This is a genomic window from Polymorphobacter multimanifer, from assembly GCF_014205635.1.
GTDB classification, from domain to species: domain Bacteria; phylum Pseudomonadota; class Alphaproteobacteria; order Sphingomonadales; family Sphingomonadaceae; genus Sandarakinorhabdus; species Sandarakinorhabdus multimanifer.
In genome coordinates this window covers 35,145-52,295 of the sequence record NZ_JACIIV010000022.1, presented here as the reverse complement: position 1 = coordinate 52,295, position 17,151 = coordinate 35,145, and the positions used below count along the sequence as shown (strand labels likewise).

General features: G+C 68.3%; 14 protein-coding genes. 9 read left to right on the top strand and 5 right to left on the bottom strand.

The window, feature by feature from the left end:
* The first annotated feature begins 6 nt into the window (after positions 1-6).
* The gene (locus FHS79_RS14255; RefSeq protein ID WP_341534465.1) at positions 7-1,590 is read left to right on the top strand and encodes an ATP-binding cassette domain-containing protein; all 1,584 of its coding nucleotides are present in this window, start codon (positions 7-9) and stop codon (positions 1,588-1,590) included.
* Entirely contained in the window at positions 1,587-3,176 is a 1,590-nt protein-coding gene (locus tag FHS79_RS14250; RefSeq protein ID WP_243452904.1) for an ATP-binding cassette domain-containing protein, read from the top strand. Before FHS79_RS14255 ends, FHS79_RS14250 begins: the two co-directional genes overlap by 4 nt.
* Before the next feature lie 57 nt (positions 3,177-3,233).
* Here FHS79_RS14250 and FHS79_RS14245 read toward each other — a convergent pair whose 3' ends face one another.
* Complete coding sequence (locus tag FHS79_RS14245; RefSeq protein WP_184201493.1) at positions 3,234-6,536, bottom strand: TonB-dependent receptor domain-containing protein; 3,303 nt, start codon at positions 6,534-6,536, stop codon at positions 3,234-3,236.
* A 308-nt stretch (positions 6,537-6,844) separates the two neighbouring features.
* On the opposite strand from FHS79_RS14245, the gene putP reads away from it, so the two are divergent.
* The gene (gene putP, locus FHS79_RS14240; RefSeq protein ID WP_184201490.1) at positions 6,845-8,332 is read left to right on the top strand and encodes a sodium/proline symporter PutP; all 1,488 of its coding nucleotides are present in this window, start codon (positions 6,845-6,847) and stop codon (positions 8,330-8,332) included.
* Positions 8,333-8,338: 6 nt separating this feature from the next.
* Here putP and FHS79_RS14235 read toward each other — a convergent pair whose 3' ends face one another.
* Both FHS79_RS14235 and FHS79_RS14230 read right to left on the bottom strand, forming a co-directional pair.
* Positions 8,339-10,798 carry a zinc-dependent metalloprotease gene (locus tag FHS79_RS14235; RefSeq protein ID WP_184201487.1) on the bottom strand — a complete coding sequence of 820 codons (2,460 nt, stop codon included), beginning with the start codon at positions 10,796-10,798 and terminating at the stop codon, positions 8,339-8,341.
* A gap of 56 nt (positions 10,799-10,854) precedes the next feature.
* Positions 10,855-12,225 (bottom strand): L-serine ammonia-lyase, encoded by a 1,371-nt coding sequence (locus tag FHS79_RS14230; RefSeq protein WP_184201539.1) that lies wholly within the window; start codon positions 12,223-12,225, stop codon positions 10,855-10,857.
* Positions 12,226-12,306: 81 nt separating this feature from the next.
* On the opposite strand from FHS79_RS14230, the gene FHS79_RS14225 reads away from it, so the two are divergent.
* From FHS79_RS14225 to FHS79_RS14210, 4 genes are read left to right on the top strand one after another with little or no spacing between them, the layout of a single operon-like run.
* Entirely contained in the window at positions 12,307-12,702 is a 396-nt protein-coding gene (locus FHS79_RS14225) for an MAPEG family protein (protein ID WP_184201485.1), read from the top strand.
* Positions 12,699-13,199: a DUF427 domain-containing protein gene (locus FHS79_RS14220; RefSeq protein WP_184201482.1), complete on the top strand. Its 501-nt coding sequence runs from the start codon at positions 12,699-12,701 to the stop codon at positions 13,197-13,199. The genes FHS79_RS14225 and FHS79_RS14220 overlap by 4 nt, the downstream gene beginning before the upstream one ends.
* 36 nt (positions 13,200-13,235) lie before the next feature.
* On the top strand, positions 13,236-14,018 hold the full coding sequence (locus FHS79_RS14215) for an SDR family NAD(P)-dependent oxidoreductase (RefSeq protein ID WP_184201480.1): 783 nt from the start codon (positions 13,236-13,238) through the stop codon (positions 14,016-14,018).
* A gap of 38 nt (positions 14,019-14,056) precedes the next feature.
* Positions 14,057-14,530 (top strand): hypothetical protein, encoded by a 474-nt coding sequence (locus FHS79_RS14210; RefSeq protein ID WP_184201477.1) that lies wholly within the window; start codon positions 14,057-14,059, stop codon positions 14,528-14,530.
* A gap of 3 nt (positions 14,531-14,533) precedes the next feature.
* Here the strand turns inward: FHS79_RS14210 and FHS79_RS14205 are convergent, their stop codons facing one another.
* Complete coding sequence (locus FHS79_RS14205) at positions 14,534-15,667, bottom strand: M14 family metallopeptidase (protein WP_184201474.1); 1,134 nt, start codon at positions 15,665-15,667, stop codon at positions 14,534-14,536.
* On the bottom strand, positions 15,664-16,248 hold the full coding sequence (locus tag FHS79_RS14200) for a DUF4136 domain-containing protein (RefSeq protein WP_184201471.1): 585 nt from the start codon (positions 16,246-16,248) through the stop codon (positions 15,664-15,666). The genes FHS79_RS14205 and FHS79_RS14200 overlap by 4 nt, the downstream gene beginning before the upstream one ends.
* Positions 16,249-16,340: 92 nt before the next feature.
* On the opposite strand from FHS79_RS14200, the gene ykgO reads away from it, so the two are divergent.
* Both ykgO and FHS79_RS14190 read left to right on the top strand, forming a co-directional pair.
* Positions 16,341-16,466 (top strand): type B 50S ribosomal protein L36, encoded by a 126-nt coding sequence (ykgO, locus tag FHS79_RS14195; RefSeq protein WP_152578011.1) that lies wholly within the window; start codon positions 16,341-16,343, stop codon positions 16,464-16,466.
* A 33-nt stretch (positions 16,467-16,499) separates the two neighbouring features.
* Complete coding sequence (locus FHS79_RS14190) at positions 16,500-17,150, top strand: HAD family hydrolase (RefSeq protein ID WP_184201469.1); 651 nt, start codon at positions 16,500-16,502, stop codon at positions 17,148-17,150.
* The last annotated feature ends 1 nt before the right edge of the window (position 17,151 follow it).

The following is a 17,151-nucleotide window of genomic DNA, read 5'->3' as shown; positions in this document are numbered from 1 at the left end:
CGCCAAGTGACCGCCGCTGCCACAACCCCCTCCGGTTCCTTCGCACCGCGTTCTGCGGCGTTGCGCCGCGCCTCGCTCTGGTGGCTCGCCGATCTCGCCGGCGCCTTCCTATTCGCCGCCGGGCTGGCTTTCACCATAGGCTGCTGGGGCGGCCTCGTGCCGGTGCTCGGCGGCCTTGCAGCAATGCTCGTCTCCGGCCTCGTGCGCGCCGCGGCCCAGGCGCGCGCGGCGGAAGCCGGCATGGCCGCCGCCATCGATCTCAAGGCACGGCTGCGCGCGCGCCACCTGCCGCTGCTCTTCGCCACCGCCCATGCCCGTGCCCGCATGGCCGGCGAGGATGCGGCACGCGCCGTCGACCAGATCGAGGCCATCGAGGGCCTCGCCGCCCGCTACCAGCCGCTCGCCCGCGCTGCGCGCATCGCACCACTGCTCGTTGCAGGTGCGGTCGCCATCGCCAGCCCGGTCGCGGCCGGCATCCTGCTGCTCACCCTCATCCCCTTCACCATCGGCATGATCATCGCCGGCGGAGCCGCTCGCGCCGCCGCCGATCGCCAGCTCACCGCCATCGGCCGGCTCGGCGGCCTGTTCGCGGACCGGCTGCGTGCGCTTGCCGAAATCCGCAGCTTCGGCGCCGAGGCCCGCATCGCCAGCCACCTCGGCCAGGCGAGCACCGAAGTCGCGGATCGCACACTGGCGCTGCTCCGCATCGCCTTCATTTCGAGCGGCATCCTCGAATTCCTTGCCGCCCTGTCGGTCGCCATCGTCGCCCTTTATTGCGGCTTCAGCCTCCTCGGCCTGCTGCCCTTCCCCGCCCCCGAAAATCTCGGCCTCACCGCCGCCTTCTTCGCCCTCGCCCTCGCCCCCGAATTCTACCTTCCCATGCGCCGCCTCGCCGCCGCCTATCACGACCGCCAGACCGGCGAAGCTGCTTCGCTCGCCCTCGATATCGAGCTGCCAGCTCCCGCAGCGTCCCCGCCGCGCAGCACCGTGTTCACCGGCGTCACCCTTGCCGGCGTCGCGGTCGCCTATGATGGCAAGGTCGCGGTCGGCCCGGTCAGCCTCGCCGTCCCCGCCACCGGCCTCATCGCCATCACCGGCCCCAGCGGCTGCGGCAAGTCCAGCCTGCTCGCCGCGCTGGCCGGGCTGCAACCCCTCCACGCCGGCACCCTCGACTGGACCGCCGGCACTGCCACCGCTGCCGCCTGGGCCGGCCAGCGCCCGCTCGTCATGGCCGGCAGCATCGCCGACAATGTGGCGCTCGGCGGCGGAAACCCCGCCACCATCGCACACGCCCTCGAAGCCTCGGGCCTTGCCCCGCTGCTCGCCGCCCGCGGCGGCGACGAAGCTCCGCTCGATGCCGCCGGCTCGGGCCTGTCGGGCGGCGAGCGCCGCCGCCTCGGCCTCGCCCGTGCGCTGGCGAGCGGCCGCCCGCTGCTGCTGCTCGACGAGCCCACCGCCGATCTCGATGCAACCACCGCCGACGCCATCATCGCCACGCTGCGCCGCCTCGCCTCCACCCACGCCGTCGTTGTCGCCACCCATGATCCAGCACTTGCCGCCGCCGCCGATTCCCGGCTCGATCTCGCATGACCGCCCTCACTCCCCGCCCCGCCGACGCGATGCAGCAGGTGCTCGATGCCGCCGCGCACACGCCCGCACTCCGCCGCGCCGGCCTTGTCGCCGCCGCTGCCGCCCTCGCCGGCGTGGCGCTGCTCGGCGTCGCCGGCTGGTTCCTCACCGGCGCCGCCCTCGCCGGGCTCCTCGGCAGCGTCGCCGCCTTCAACTACCTCCTCCCCTCCGCCACCATCCGCCTCGCCGCGGTGGTCCGCACCGGCGGCCGCTATTTCGAGCGCCTCTGGAGCCACGAAGCCGCCCTGGGGGCCCTCGCCACCGTCCGGGTGCAGCTCTTCGGCCAGCTTGCCAGCCGCGATCCGCGTGCCACGCGGGACCTGATGCTCGGCGATGGCGTCGCTCGCCTCACGCAAGATGTCGATGCGCTCGAAGACGCCATCATCCGCAGCCCCGCACGCCCCGCCGCCATCGCCGGCGGTGTCCTCGCCGTGCTGCTCGCCCTGCTCGCCGGCCCTGCCCCCGCCCTCCTCCTCGCCACCGGCCTCCTCGCCCTGCCCCGCCTCGCCGGCCGCGTCGCCACCCGCATGGTCGACGGCCCGGCTGCAGAAGCCCAGGCACGCGCCTCGGCGCTGAAAGCGCTCGTCACCGACCAGCTCGCTGCGGGCGCCGAAATCGCCGTCTATGGCCTCGCCGACCCTGTCAGCAGCGCCGTCATCGCCGAAGCCGCCGCCATGGACGCAGCCCGTGCGCGCATGGTCCGCGGCGAGGCCTGGCTCGCCGGCGTCCTCGTCGCCGCCGGGCCGGTGCTCGCCGCCCTCGTCGCCGCCGCCGCAGCCCTTGGCGGTGCCAGCGCCCCCCTCGCAGCGCTCGCAGCCCTTGCTGCCGCCGGCGGTGCCGAAGTCCAGGGCGCCTTCATCCGCGCCCGCGGCAAGGATGCAGCCCTTGCAGCCGCCAGGGACCGGCTCACCGGTCTCGGCGCCGATACCGTCCTCCCCGCCCCGGCGCCAGTCGGGGAGGCCCTCACCATCGCCGGCCACCAGCTCCTCCCCGGCGGCCGCCTCGCCCTCACCGGCGCCTCGGGGAGCGGCAAGACCCGCATTCTGGAATCGCTTGCCGGCTGGCGCGCCGATGCCCCGCAATCGCTGCAGCTCGGCGGCGTGCCAGTGGCGGAAATCGCCTTTGCCACGCTCGGTGCCCGCTTCGCCTGCGCCCCCCAGTCGCCGGTGCTCATCGCCGGCTCGGTCGCCGACAATCTTCGCCTCGCCGCCCCCGGTCTCGATGATGCCGCCCTGTGGGACGCGCTTGAGACCGCCTGCCTCGCCGACGATGTCCGCGCTCTCACAGGCGGCCTCGATCACTGGCTCGGCGAAGGTGCAGGGCAATTCTCCGGCGGCCAGCGCAAGCGCCTGTCGCTGGCCCGCGCCCTCCTCGCCCGCCGCCCCTGGCTCCTCCTCGACGAGCCCACCGAGGGCCTGGACGCCACCAGCGAGGCCGAGTTGGTCCGCCGCCTCGGGATGTGGCTCGATGCCACCGGCACCGGCCTCATCCTCACCAGCCACCGCCCCGCCCCGCTGGCCCTCACCGGGCAGCGCATCCATCTCTGAAGCAGGAAGGGCGGCCCCTTTGCAGGAGCCGCCCATCTTGTCAGCCAACAGGGTGCGTCAGAGCCGCACGCGCGCACCCAGGAAGAAGAACCGCCCCACACCCGATACCGGATAGGCCGAGCTCGAAATGTACGGGACCGCGTTGGTCAGGTTGTTGACACCGCCGTAGAACGACAGCTCCCGCGTGGCGTCGAAGTTGAAGCTGACGGTGTGGATCCAGTAATCCGGCGCAAAGCCCGCCGGCCCGAATTCTTCATCGATGCGCTCGATCTCGATCACCGATGCCGCAGCCGTCGATTGCACGAACTGCACGCCATAGGTCATCGAGAACGGACCACGGTTGTAGCTGACCGAGCCGAAGCCCGACCATTCCGGCACACCCAGTTCACGCAAGCCGGGGTTCACCAGATCCTGGTCGACCGGATCGAAGAACCGGTCGAGCTTCTCGGTCCAGTTGCCCGCAACCCGCAGCGCGATATTGTTCTGACCGACAGCAAAGCGGTAATCGGCCGAGAAATCGACGCCCGAAGTATCGAGCCGCGCAAAGTTGATCTGCGTCTGCCGCAGGAAGTTGAAGCCGAGGAACGTCGCCGATGCCGGAGTGCGGTTGCGCGTGAACAGCTGGCAGAAGCTGTTCGGGAAGGTGGCAAGGTCGTAGCAGGTGTTGACGATGTTTTGCGCGGTCACCGCCTGGATCGCATCGTCGATGCGGATCGAGTAGTAATCGCCGCTCAGCGTCAGCCCCGGCAGGAAGCGCGGCTGCACCACGGCACCCACCGTCCAGGTCGTCGCCCGCTCCTCGGTCAGGTTGACGTTGCCGCCCGACACCCCGCCGAAGCGCGCCGTCAGCGGGTCCTCATAGCCCACGGGAATGCCATCGGCGCGGCAGTTGGCAACACGGTTGGCGGCCACCGGGCTGTTGCCGCGGACCAGCGAATCAAGCTGCGTCTGATTGCAGGGGTCGGACGGCCGGAAGGTTGCACCCTGCTCCGGATCGAACAGCTCGGCGATGTTCGGCGCCCGGATTGCACGGGCATAGGTGCCGCGGAAGCGGATATCGCGGATCGGCGCCCAGGTGCCGTTGACGTTCCAGGTGAAGGTGTCACCCACCGTCGAGTAATTGGCATAGCGCCCGGCGCCACCCACCGTCAGTTCGTGGAAGAACGGCGTATCCCGCAGGAGCGGCAGGTTGATCTCGCCGAACACTTCCTTGACGTCGAACGACCCGCCGGCATTGCGCGTCCGGTTTGAAGGATCGAAGATCAGCGCCTGATTCTGCGGCTCGATGTCACCGATGAACGTCCCTTGCGCCCCGGCTGGCGAGCCTGCCGGCAGAAGGCCGAGACGCAGGTCGTCGAAGGTCGTCTGCGACTTCTCCTTGCGATATTCGAAGCCGGCCACGAAGCCGACAGCCCCACCGGGCAGGTTGAAGAAGCCGCCCGTGTCACCCGACAGCAGGCCGGTGATCACCGTCTGCTCGAGCCGCGCCCGCGTCGTCGTCGGCGTGGTGATGAAGTCCACCGCCGCCTGGCTGAGCGATTGCTCGCCGCGCAGGATGTTCCCCGGGCGGCATGAACCGTCCCCGGGACGGAAGGTGAAGAAGCCCGGCGCGATCACCGGAAAGATCTCCGAGCCGGGGTGCGGCGTCGGATCGAAGTCGGACCGGCAGACCGGCTGGCCGGTGACCGGGTGACGGATCACGTCGATCGCGGCGAACAGCCGGTCATAGCGCACCGAGTTGGAGAAGGTGGTGCTGTTGTCGGTGCGGCCATAGTTCGCGACGAACTCGTAGCGCAGATGCGGCGTCAGATCGCCGTCCACCCCGCCGACGATGCGGTAGGTATCGCGGTTGGCAGTGGTGATGCCCGGCCCTAGATCGAGAAAATCGCGACTGATGCGCAGCCCGCCGCCCACATTCGCCTGGCTCTGAAGCGCAGCCGGAATGAAGGGATTGTCGGGAAAGATCAGCAGGCTGTCATAGAAGGTGTTGTAGTTGTTGCGGATGGTCGAGTTGTTGCGCGCATATTTGGCATCGAACCACAACCGTGCTTCGGGCGCTGCCTCGAAGCTGGCGCGCAGATTGCCGTTGATGCGCTCGGAACCCGGCGTCAGCGAGCTGGTATTGGTGCGCTCGACCGCGCCATCGCCGCCGAACTGGTTCGAGCCGGTCGAGATGATCCCGTCCTCGAAGACCTTCACGCTGCCATCGGCCTGCGAGATGTAGCAGCCGCCACCGCCGAAGCCGGTGCGGCCGATATAGCTCTCGTTGCAATCCGAAATGCCGTTCCCGTTCACATCGGCATTGAAGAAGCCGAAGTCACCGCGGAAGATCAGGCCCGCGCCCGACGAGATGGCGAAGCGCGGATCGGCACCGATCGCGAACAGCGGCGCTGCTTCCGCGCGGTCGACCAGGGCCCTCTCGGCGGCAGTGATGCCGCCCGGAAACAGCGTCGCGACCTGCTCGGCGGTCGGGATGACCGCGCCGAAGGGGAAGCGGGTAGCCGCCCCGCCAGGGCCACCGAGCCGAAAGCGCGCCGCAAAGTTGGGCATCGTCGAAGGATTGATCTCACCCCGCTGGAACCGCTTGAGCGGATTGCCATAGGTGGTCGAGTTGTTGCCCCGGCCATTGTCACGCGTGAACTCGCGGTCGCTGAACAACACCTCGGCGTCGTTGGTATATCCAAGCGACAGCGTGACATTGCCGCGACCGCCGGCGAAATTCTTGCCGAGCGTGCCCTCGATCCGATAGCTCTGGCCATCGCCACGCGAAGAAATTCCCGACTGCGCATCGATCGCCAGCCCCTCGAAATCCCTCTTCAGCACATAGTTGACCACGCCCGTCACCGCATCGGCCCCATAGATTGCCGACGCGCCACCCGTCAGCACTTCCACCCGCTCGATCAGTGCATTGGGAATCGTCGAAACGTCGACCGTCTGCGTACCCTGCACACCCGAGACATGCCGCCAGCCGTCGACAACCACGAGCGTGCGGTTGGCGCCGAGCTGCCGAAGGTTCAGCGTCGCTTGTCCAGCGCCTCCATTGACGGGCCCCCGCTCGATCGAATCAGCAACTGTGGACGAAGACAGCAGCGCCGGGATCTGACGCAGCGTTGCCGTCACGTCGGTGTTGCCGGCATTGCGGAAGTCATCGCTGGTCAGCGTGCTGATCGGCAGCGGCGCCGTCGCATTCGGATCACGCCGCAACCGCGAACCAGTCACCACGATCGCGGTCTCGTCATCGACATCGACAGCAGCCGCCACTTCCTGCGCCTGCGCCGCGGTCGGCAGCAACCCTGGCACGGAAAGCAGCGCAAAGGCAGAAACTGCCGATCGAAACGCCGCGCGCGAGCTGATAACCATGGCAAACCCCCTGATGTAGAAACAAATGAAAAGTGTACTAGCAAGCTAGGATAGTACCATCAGCCTAGGCATTTTTGTGCGGTGAGCAACATTCGCGCGGCAATGTTATGATGCGGCGCAACGAAATACCGTCTGCTATGGCAAAACAGTCACACTTCGAGCCCCCTGCGCGCGCAGGGCGCACACCGGTTCGCGCACCAGTCCTTGACGATCACCACCGCCGCCTGAATAAGCCTTCACGCACCGCACATCACCACGGCAGGTCCCGCAGCCTGAAATGCGGCCGCACTCTCCAGCCAGGGCCAAGCATGACCGTCGAAACCGCCATCGCCCTTGCCGGCTATCTCCTGCTCATGCTCGGCATCGGCGTCTATGCGTGGCGCACGTCCACCAGCAACGTCTCCGAGTTCATGCTCGGCGGCCGCCAGCTCAGCCCCGCGGTCGCTGCCCTGTCCGCCGGCGCTTCCGACATGTCGGGATGGCTGCTCCTCGGCGTCCCCGGTGCGGTCTATCTCGCCGGCCTCGACGCCGCCTGGATCATCGTCGGCCTCGTCATCGGCGCATGGGCCAATTATCGCCTCGTGGCACCACGCCTTCGCGTCTACACCGAACAGGCGGACGACGCCCTCACCATCCCGGATTTTCTCGAAAAGCGCTTCGAGGATCGCAGCCGCGCGCTCCGCGTCGTCTCCGCCCTCGTCATCGTCGTGTTCTTCACCCTCTACACCTCGGCCGGCATGGTCGCGGGCGGCAAGCTCTTCGAAGCCAGCTTCGGCTATGATTACCGGCTGGGGCTGGTCATCACCGCCGGCGTCGTCCTCGCCTACACGCTGTTCGGCGGCTTCCTCGCCGTCAGTCTCACCGATTTCGTGCAGGGCATGATCATGTTCGTGGCGCTGCTCGCCGTCCCGGCGATGACCGTCTGGGTCCTCGGCGGCTGGACCCCCACATCCGCCGCCATCACCGCGGTCCAGCCCGAACATTTCAGCTGGCTCTCCGGCGCCACCACGCTGGGAATCATCTCCAGCCTTGCCTGGGGCCTCGGCTATTTCGGCCAGCCGCACATCATCGTCCGCTTCATGGCGGTGCGTTCGGTCAAGGACATGCCGACCGTGCGCCGCATCGGCATGGGCTGGATGATCCTCAGCGTCATCGGCGCCGTCTTCATCGGCCTCGCCGGCACCGGCTGGATCTCCGCCCAGGGCCGCACCCTCGCCGACCCGGAGACGATCTTCATTGTCCTCGCCCAGGCGCTGTTCAATCCCTATCTCGCCGGCTTCCTCCTCGCTGCCATCCTCGCCGCGATCATGAGCACGATCTCCAGCCAGCTCCTCGTCTCGTCGAGCTCGCTCACCGAAGATCTCTACAAGACATTCCTCCGCCCCGCCGCGAGCCAGTCCGAGCTCGTGCTTGTCGGCCGTCTTGCCACGCTGGCGGTCGCCATGGTCGCCGGCATCCTGGCACTCGACCGCTCGTCCACCATCCTCGGCCTCGTCGGCAATGCCTGGGCCGGCTTCGGCGCTGCCTTCGGCCCGGTGGTTCTGCTCAGCCTGCACTGGAAGGGCCTCACCCGCAGCGGTGCGCTGGCCGGCATGGTCGCCGGTGCCGCCACCGTGCTCGGCTGGCTCTATCTGCCCTTCACCATCCAGGGCCAGGCCCCCTCGGCCTTCCTCTACGAGATCGTCCCCGGCGTCATCGCCGGCTTCGCCGCTGCCATCATCGGCAGCAAGGTCAGCGCCGGCGTCAGCCCCAAGGTCCTCGCCGGCTTCGACCGCATGGAAAGATCACTCGGCTGAGGCCCCTCAAAGATCGTCCATGAAGTCGCGCTCATACGCCCCATCGGTGGACATCCCGCCGATCGGCATACCCGGCGGCACATCTGGTGCGCGCAGCAGCTTGGCGATGTCGCGCTCCAGCCGCTCGGGGTCGGACAGCAGCCGCGCCATCGAGCGGGACCAGGCTGGCCCCTCGCCGCTGCCACCAGCCCTGGCCAGCCGCCCCCCGAGCAACGCCAGCCGGTCCTCGATCAGCGCCGCCACATCGGGCGAGGTCGACGGGTCGCGCATCGTCCGCGCCAGCGTCACGATCGTCCGATAGCCTACGCGCCGCGCCACTGCATCACGCGAGCCCTCCACCGGTCCGGCTATCAGCCGGTCGATCACCACACCCGCCCCCGGCAAGCCGGAATCGCGGCGGTTCTGCTCATTGAGCCGTGTCAGCCGTGTCGGCGCCAACAGGCTTTCCAGCACCGCCTGCGCCCCCACATCGGCCGCCACCAGCGGGTCGAACACCGCCCCCCCGGCATTCTGGAACACTTCCTGGCTGAACTGCGGATTCCCGCGCCCGTTCACCCCGGCCGAAAGCAGCATCACCAGCCGGTCCGGCACCGTCAGCGCCGCCGGATCGAGGCTCGCGAAAAGCGCATCGAGGGCCGCCGCCTGCATCGCCGCCGGCACGGGTGCGGGCAGCGGCTCGCCATCACCCGCCACGGTATATTTATAGTCCACGCCGCCCACCAGCTTGCCTGCAGCCTCCACCTGGTAGCGGTGCAGCAGCCACACCAGCACGAAGCGCCGCCGCAGCTCGGCCATCGGCACGCCCGGCAGGATCGCCGCCTCGCCGAAATTCGCCAGCCCCACCTTGCGCACCTCGAGCAACCGCCGCAGCTCCGCCGCCGGCTCGGGCCCATTGTCCCACATGTTGGACCATGGCGTGGGCGAATCCCCCGCCCGGCCATCGATATCGGTCAAAAAGCGCGCCCCCGCCTTCACGCTCGCCGCCATCTTGGTCGCGGCATGGGCATCGGGGTCCTGCCCGGGCGCGGGATCGCCATAAAGCCAGTCGACCGTGAACTTGTCCCAGCTTCCAATGCCCACCCCATAGGGCCGGCTGATGTCGATCTTCCCGTCCTTCAGCGCGATATAGGGCATCGGATAGTCCATCACCGACGTGTCGCCCTGCGTCGATCCGGCGAAATTGTGCATGAAGCCGATCGCATGGCCCACTTCATGCGCGCCGAGCTGGCGGATGCGCGAAAGTGCGGCCGCGGCCGGATCGTTCGGCCGGCCCTTCCCCGTCGCGGCGGCCCCCACCATCGATTCGAAGATGTTCACATCCTGCCGCACCCGCAGTGCTCCCAGCACCACCGAGCCCTTGATGATCTCGCCGGTGCGCGGATCGCTGATGGTCTGGCCATAGGACCAGCTGCGCGTCAGCCGGCTCCCCCAGGTCACGATATTGTAGCGCGCATCGAGCGGATCGATGCCTTGCGGAAGAATCTCGGCCCGAAACCCACCGATGAAGCCGGCGGCATCGAACGCCTGGGACCACCAGCCCACGCCATCACGAAGCGCCGAGCGCACCGGCTCGGGGGCGGCACTGTCGATATAGAAGATGATCGGCTTCTTCACCGGGCTGCGCGCCGCGGTCGGGTCGGTCTTTTCCAGCCGGAAGCGCACCGCCAGCCCCATCACCACATCGCGCCCCAGCGGCTGGTTGAAGTCGAACACCTGCATGCCGTTCGCCGCCGAGCGAATGTCGAAGCTGCGCGTCACGAAACCCGGCTCGGGCAGCTTGATGATGCTGTGGTGCACCTGCACCGTCACGCTGCGCGGATCGGGCACAGTCTGCATCACTTCCCGGCCGGGATTCTCCGGCGAGAAGGTCAGCCAGCTGTCCACTTCGATATTGGTCGGAAACACCTTCACCGACGCCGGATCGGCGGTCGACAGCGCCTCCACGAGCTTGAACCCCCGCCGCGAAACCGCCACCCCGTCGCCGCGACCCTCGGCGGTGCTGGCATTGAGCCGTGCCGCCAGATTGGCCGTGTCCTTCGCCAGCAGCCCAGCCAGGTCCACCGTCACCCTCCCATCGGCGAGCGTCTCGACCGGATCGAGCAGCGCCAGCGTCGAAACCGCAAAGCTGTTGCTCACCCCTGCCGTCTCGGCTGCGGTGCCGCCCCCGGCGCGGAAGCGCGGGTTCTCGTAAACCACCGCAATCTTGCGCCCCACGCGGCGGAACGCCAGCAGTTCGTCCGAGCCCTGCATCCCGCGGTCGACGCGGATATCGGCGGTGCCCATCCCCGATCGCAGCATCGTCGCATGGATGAACCGCCCCATCGTGCCATCCGGCCCCGGCGCCGGCAGCGTGACTAGGATCTTGCCCCCCGCCACATCGGCCTTCACCGGCAGCAACGGCGCCTCCTGCGCGCTCGCAGCCGTTGCAAACAGCGCCACACCGGCGAGCAAAACAGTCCTGATCATCGAAAATCCCCCAAATCATGCTCCCCGCATGATGTCCCGATTTTTGCACTGCAATATCAGCACGCCACCACATTCACCGCAAGGCCGCCGAGTGCCGTCTCCTTGTATTTGTGGCTCATGTCCGCACCCGTGCGCCGCATCGTCTCGATCACTTCGTCGAGGCTCACCCGGTGCTCGCCGTCCCCGAGCAGCGCCAGTCGCGCTGCTTCGATGGCCTTGATCGCCCCCACCGCATTGCGCTCGATGCACGGCACCTGCACCAGCCCGCCCACCGGATCGCAGGTCAGCCCCAGATTATGCTCCATGCCGATCTCGGCGGCATTCTCGATCTGCATGTTGGTGCCGCCAAGGGCCGCCGTCAGCCCCGCCGCCGCCATCGAGCACGCGACCCCCACCTCGCCCTGGCACCCGACCTCCGCACCCGAAATCGAGGCATTCGCCTTGAACAGGCTGCCGATCGCGGCAGCGGTGAGCAGAAAATCCTCCTCGCCCGCTTGCGTGGCACCGGGCACGCACCGCTCGTAATAGCGCAGCACCGCCGGCACGATTCCCGCGGCCCCATTGGTCGGCGCGGTCACCACGCGCCCGCCGGCGGCATTCTCCTCGTTCACCGCCAGCGCCCAGAGGTTTATCCAGTCGATCACCCCCAGCGGGTCCGAATGCGCCCGCTCGGCACGCGCCACCAGCTGCGCATGGATGCCGGGTGCCCGGCGCCGCACATTCAACCCGCCCGGCAATATGCCGCCCTGCCCGATGCCACGGTCGATGCACGCACTCATCGCCGCCCTTATCGCCGCCAGCCCGTCGCCCAGCGTCGTTTCATCGGCCGCCGCCAGCTCATTGGCGCGCATCATCGCCGCTATGCTCAATCCGCTCGCGCGGCCCCGCGCCAGCAGGTCGGCGCCCGAATGGAACGGGAAGGGCACATCGCCAAGGCTTTCCGGCGGCGCATTCCCCGCCACCTCGTCCTCGGCCACGATCGCCCCGCCGCCAACCGAATAGAACACCGACGTCGCCAACGCTTCACCATCCGCCCCGAACGCCGAAAAGCGCATCCCGTTCGAATGGAACGGCAGCCGCTCCTTCTGCAAAAACCGCAGGTCGGCCGCTTCGTCGAATGCCACCGGCTGCACATCCCCCAGCCGCAGCATGCCGTCCGCACGCACCCGCACCAGCCGCGCCGCCGCGTCATCGGGGTCGATCGTCGCCGGCGTGCAACCCTCCAGCCCCAGCATCACTGCGGAGTCGGTCGCATGCCCCTTGCCGGTCAGCGCCAGCGATCCGAACAGCTCGGCGCGCACCGCTCGCACCCCCGCCAGGTCCCCAAGCGAGCCCACGAACCGGCTCGCCGCCAGCATCGGCCCCATGGTGTGGCTCGAACTCGGCCCCACCCCGATCTTGAACAGCTCGAAAACTCCATGGACCATCGTCATTGCTTTCCTTGCATGCCACCTTGCCGGGCCGCCGCCAAACGCGCAAACCTTCGCTGCACTCACCGGGGGATATTCATGACTGCCTTTCCGCTCACCACGCTCGCTATCGTCGTCGCCCTGTTCGTCTTCTTCGGCCTCGCCATCAACGTCGGCCGCGCCCGCGCGACCTGGAACGTTCCAGCACCCATGAGCACCGGCCACCCTGAATTCGACAAGCGCTTCCGCGTGCAGATGAACACGCTCGAGCAGCTCATCATGTTCCTCCCCGCCATCATCCTCGCAGCCCCGGTGCTCGGCGATCTCATCACGGCACTGCTGGGCTTCACCTGGTCGCTGGGCCGCATCCTCTACGCAAAACTCTACTACGCCGATCCCGCCAAGCGCGGTCCCGGCTTCGGCCTCAGCTTCTTCCCCACCCTCTTCCTGCTCATCGCCGCCGCATGGGGTGCCGTCACGGTACTCATCGCATGAGCGGGTGGCCGTTGCCCGATGCCGCCACGGGGACACAGGAAAGTGTCTGGGATTATCCCCGCCCCGCGATCATGCGCCCCAGCCGGCGGCACCTGCGCATCGTCCACAAGGGCAAGCTGCTCGCGGAAACCACCGAGGGGCTGGAGACGCTCGAAACCAGCCACCCGCCGAGCTATTATTTCCCCGTCCACTCCATCGCCCCGCAGGCGCTCCGCCCCGCCCAGCGTCGGTCGATCTGCGAATGGAAAGGTCAGGCGCGCTATTTCGACGTGGCTGTAGCCGGCGATCGCTTCCCCCTCGTCGCCTGGTGCTACGACAAGCCCACCCCGGCCTTCGCCGGCATCCTCGGCCATGTCGCCTTCTACGCAGCGCCCTTCACCGAATGTACTGTCGATGGCGAGAGGGTGGTGCCGCAGCCCGGCGGCTTTTATGGTGGCTGGATAACAAGCCATGTCGCCGGCCCCTTCAAGGGAATTCCCGGCAGCGAAGGCTGGTAAAAAAACGCAGCGAAGGCTGGTAAGGGGAGAAACCACATGTCCGACCAACGACTTGCCGGAAAAGTCGCCTGGGTCACGGGAGCAGGCAGCGGCATCGGCCGCGCCACCGCCCTTCGCCTCGCCGCCGAGGGGGCCTCGCTGTTCATCACCGATGTCGACGCCCCCGGCGGCCGCGCCACCGCCGACCTGATCGAAGCCGCCGGCGGCACGGTCCAGTTCCGCGGCCAGGACGTCACCGAGGAAGATCGCTGGGCCGAGCTCGCCACCAAGGTCGTCACCCTGTTCGGCCGCCTCGATATCCTCGTCAACAACGCCGGCATCGGCCTGCGCGGCTCCATCACCGAAATGACCCTCGAAGACTGGAACCGCCAGCTCGCGATCAACGTCACCGGCGTGTTCCTCGGGATCAAGCACTGCTTGCCGGTGCTGCGCGCCAACACCCCCTCGGGCGGCAGCATCATCAACCTGTCCTCGATCGTCGGCCATGTCGGTGCCGGCAACATGGCCGCCTACAGCGCCACCAAGGGGGCCGTCACCCTGCTCACCAAGTCGGTCGCCCTCGAATGCGCCGCCGCTCGCGACGGCGTGCGCGTCAACAGCGTCCACCCCGGCATCATCGATTCGGCCTTCTGGCCCAAATTGGGCGCCGGCGCCGATGGCAACGGCATCAGCGGCCAGGCCGTCGGCCAGATGGCCCCTGTCGGCCACCCCGGCACCCCGGAAGACATCGCCGCCGCCATTGCGTTCCTCGCCAGCGACGATGCCCGCTACATGGTCGGCAGCGGCCTTGTCATCGATGGCGGCTGGACGGCACAATAGTCCGTATCTGCTCCACCCATCCACCGGAGACCGCCCGCATGCGCCCCATCACCGCCCCCCTGCTCACCCTCGCCATGCTCCTCGCCGCCTGTTCGGACAGCGGCGCCGCCCCCGAAGCCAGCGCTGAAGCAGCACGCGATGCCCGCAATGCCGGCAACGTCGCCAGCGCCATGGCCGGCTCCGCCACCGGCCTTGTCGATATCAGCGACCTCCCCGATTTCGTCGAAATGTATCAGGGCGCCACCCCGATCATGAACATGAAGACCAACGACTCCGGCGCCGCAGGCGGCCTGCTCAGCTACACCACCACCGCCCCCATCACCGAGGTCGTCGCCTTCCACCGCGCATCGGCCAAACGCAACGGCATCGACTTCAAGACCGAGGCGGCCACGCCGGACGGCATGACGCTGGCCGGCACCAGCGCCGACGAGGCCAGGTCGCTGATGGTCATGATCGCCCGCGGCGAAGCGGAAACCACCGTTTCGCTCACCCACGCCCGCAAGACTGGCTGACCCTCAGCGCAGATCGGGCAGCATCTCCGCCAGCACCGCCAGGCACGACCGCGCCAGCCCCTTGCTCCGCTCCGGCGACCAGCCGGCGCGGCTGTCCGCATTGTCGTCGTGGTCCTTGAACGGCATCTCCAGCGTCATCGCCAGGCAGCCGAAGCGCTCGGCAAGCTGGTTGGTGCTCATCGTCAGATTGGCGCGCCCGGCCGCCGCCGGCGGATAGCCGATCCGCGTCTGGAAATCGGGCGTCGCCCGCGCCAGCGTCTCCTTGTAGCGCCCCAGCAGCCCCAGCTGCCGCTCGGTGATGCCAGGGATTCCCTCGAATCCAGCGATGAACACCTGCGGGATCGCCTCGTCGCCATGCACGTCAATTGCGAAATCCACCCCCGTCGCCGTCATCGCCGCCAGCGCCGCCAGCACTTCCGGGCTGCGCTCCGCCGTCGGCCCGGCCCATTCGCGGTTGAGGTTCACCCCGGCCGCATTGGTGCGAAGGTGCCCACGGCAGCTGCCATCGGGGTTCATGTTGGGAATGCAGTGGATCGTCGCCCCCGCCCGCAGCGCCGCCGCCACCTCATCGGCCGGGTCGGTGAGCATCTCCAGCGCACCCTCCATCCACCATTCCGCCATGCTCTCGCCGGGGTGCTGCCGCGCATAAAGCCATACCTGCCGCGGCCCCTCGCCGATCGTCAGGCAATCGATCGGCTGCCCCTCCAGGCTCGCCCCGAGCACCCGCGCCTGCACGCCGGGCAGCACCATCATCCGCGCCACCAGCTCATGGTGCCGCTCCATGCTGTAGGGCGCGAAATACGCCAGCCACACATGGTCGTGCAGCGGCGTCACTTCGATCGTCAGCGTGCCCCCGTCCGCCGCCGCATCATAGCGGCTCGGGCTGCGCACCCAGGTCGCACGGTCATGGCTGGTGACGGCTTCATACCCCGGCCAGCCCCCCGGATAGGCGCTCGCCTCCAGCCCGATGATCCGCACCGTGCACGCCTCGCCCCGCGCGCCCGAAAGCCGGAAGTGGAACCACTGGAAAAAGTCCGAATGCGCGTCCCTGGCGATGCGCAGCACGATGTCATCCGGCGCTTCGCAGCGAACGACCTCGATATTGCCCGAATCGAACGCCGCCGAAACGGCGATCATTTGGCAGGCGCCTGCACCATTTGCCCCGAAGGCCCGGGGAAATTGGCGAACATCGCCCGCACCAGCCCCGGCACCGGGTTACCGTCCTTGGCGAGCGAGGCGCGCGATGCCCGCCCCTCCCACACCACCGAATTGTCGGACCGGCGCTTCATCTCCACCTGCAACAGCGTGTTGAGCTGCGTGTCCCCCGGCCGGCTGCTGCCCACCGGCAGGTTGACGCCGCCACCGACCCCGATGCCGCCGCCACCGCGCCCGCCGCTGAAACCGCCGCCGCCCAGCCCGATGCTGAAGCGCGGCGGCTTGGGCGGCCCTTCCACCGCCGACTGCTCGGCCTTCCACGTCGCCACATAGGCGGTGGTATTGCCTGTCGTCGGCCGGAAGCCCAGCCGCGCCAGCTCGCCGGCAATCGCATCGCGCGTCGCATCGGCCTCAAGCCCGGTCTCGGCGCTTACCACCGCGACGCTGTCGCCGGGAATTGGCTGGCCAAGGTGAAAGCGCGTGACATCGGCCACCGGCGCGCGGGTGGCGCAGCCCGCAAGTGCGAACAGGGCGGCGGTGAGGACAAGCGGTACATGACGCATGGGAACTCGTTTCGGTTGACTCTGCTGGCCCCATTGTCTACGCGCCTCGCTCGCATCACGCCAACCGAATTTGCCTGCAAAGAAGAGATGTCATGAAAGTCCGGAACTCTCTTAAGTCGCTCAAGAACCGCCACCGCGATTGCCAGGTGGTGCGTCGGCACGGGCGTACCTATGTGATCAACAAGACCAATCGCCGCTTCAAGGCCCGCCAGGGCTGAATTCGGGGCTCATCGCAGCCACTGAACACCGTCATGCAGGATCAAGCGGATCGAAGCCACGCAGCTTCGGTCCGCGCTGTCGTGTTCGATGTCGGCCACGTCCTTTATGGCTGGGACATCGGCGCTCTCTACGCAAAGCTGATTCCGGACCGCGCGCACCGCGACTGGTTCCTCGCCCATGTCGTCACCCCGGACTGGCACTTCCAGCATGATCGCGGCCGCCCGGTCGCCGAAACCATCCCCGAGCTGCAGGCGAAGTTCCCCGGAGAAGCCGCCAACATCGCCGCCTATGGCCCGCGCTGGCTCGAAACCATCACCGGGCCAGTGCAGGGCATGCACGAACTCGTCGCCGAGCTCGACGCCGCAGGCGTGCCGCTTTTTGCCATCACTAACTTCTCGGCCGAATTCTGGGCCATGTTCCGCCCCACCGCGCCGATCTTCGACCGCTTCCGCGATATCGTCGTCTCGGGCGCCGAGCAGCTCTTCAAGCCCGAGCCCGAGATCTACGCGCTGGCACTGCGCCGCTTCGGCCTGGCACCCGGCGAAGGCCTCTTCGTCGATGATCGCATCGAAAACGTCCGCGCCGGCACCGCCGCCGGCTTCCCCGGCCACCACTTCACCGGCGCCGCCCGCCTGCGGGCCCGACTCGAAGCCGAGGGCCTGCTGGCACGTCAAGCCGCATAGC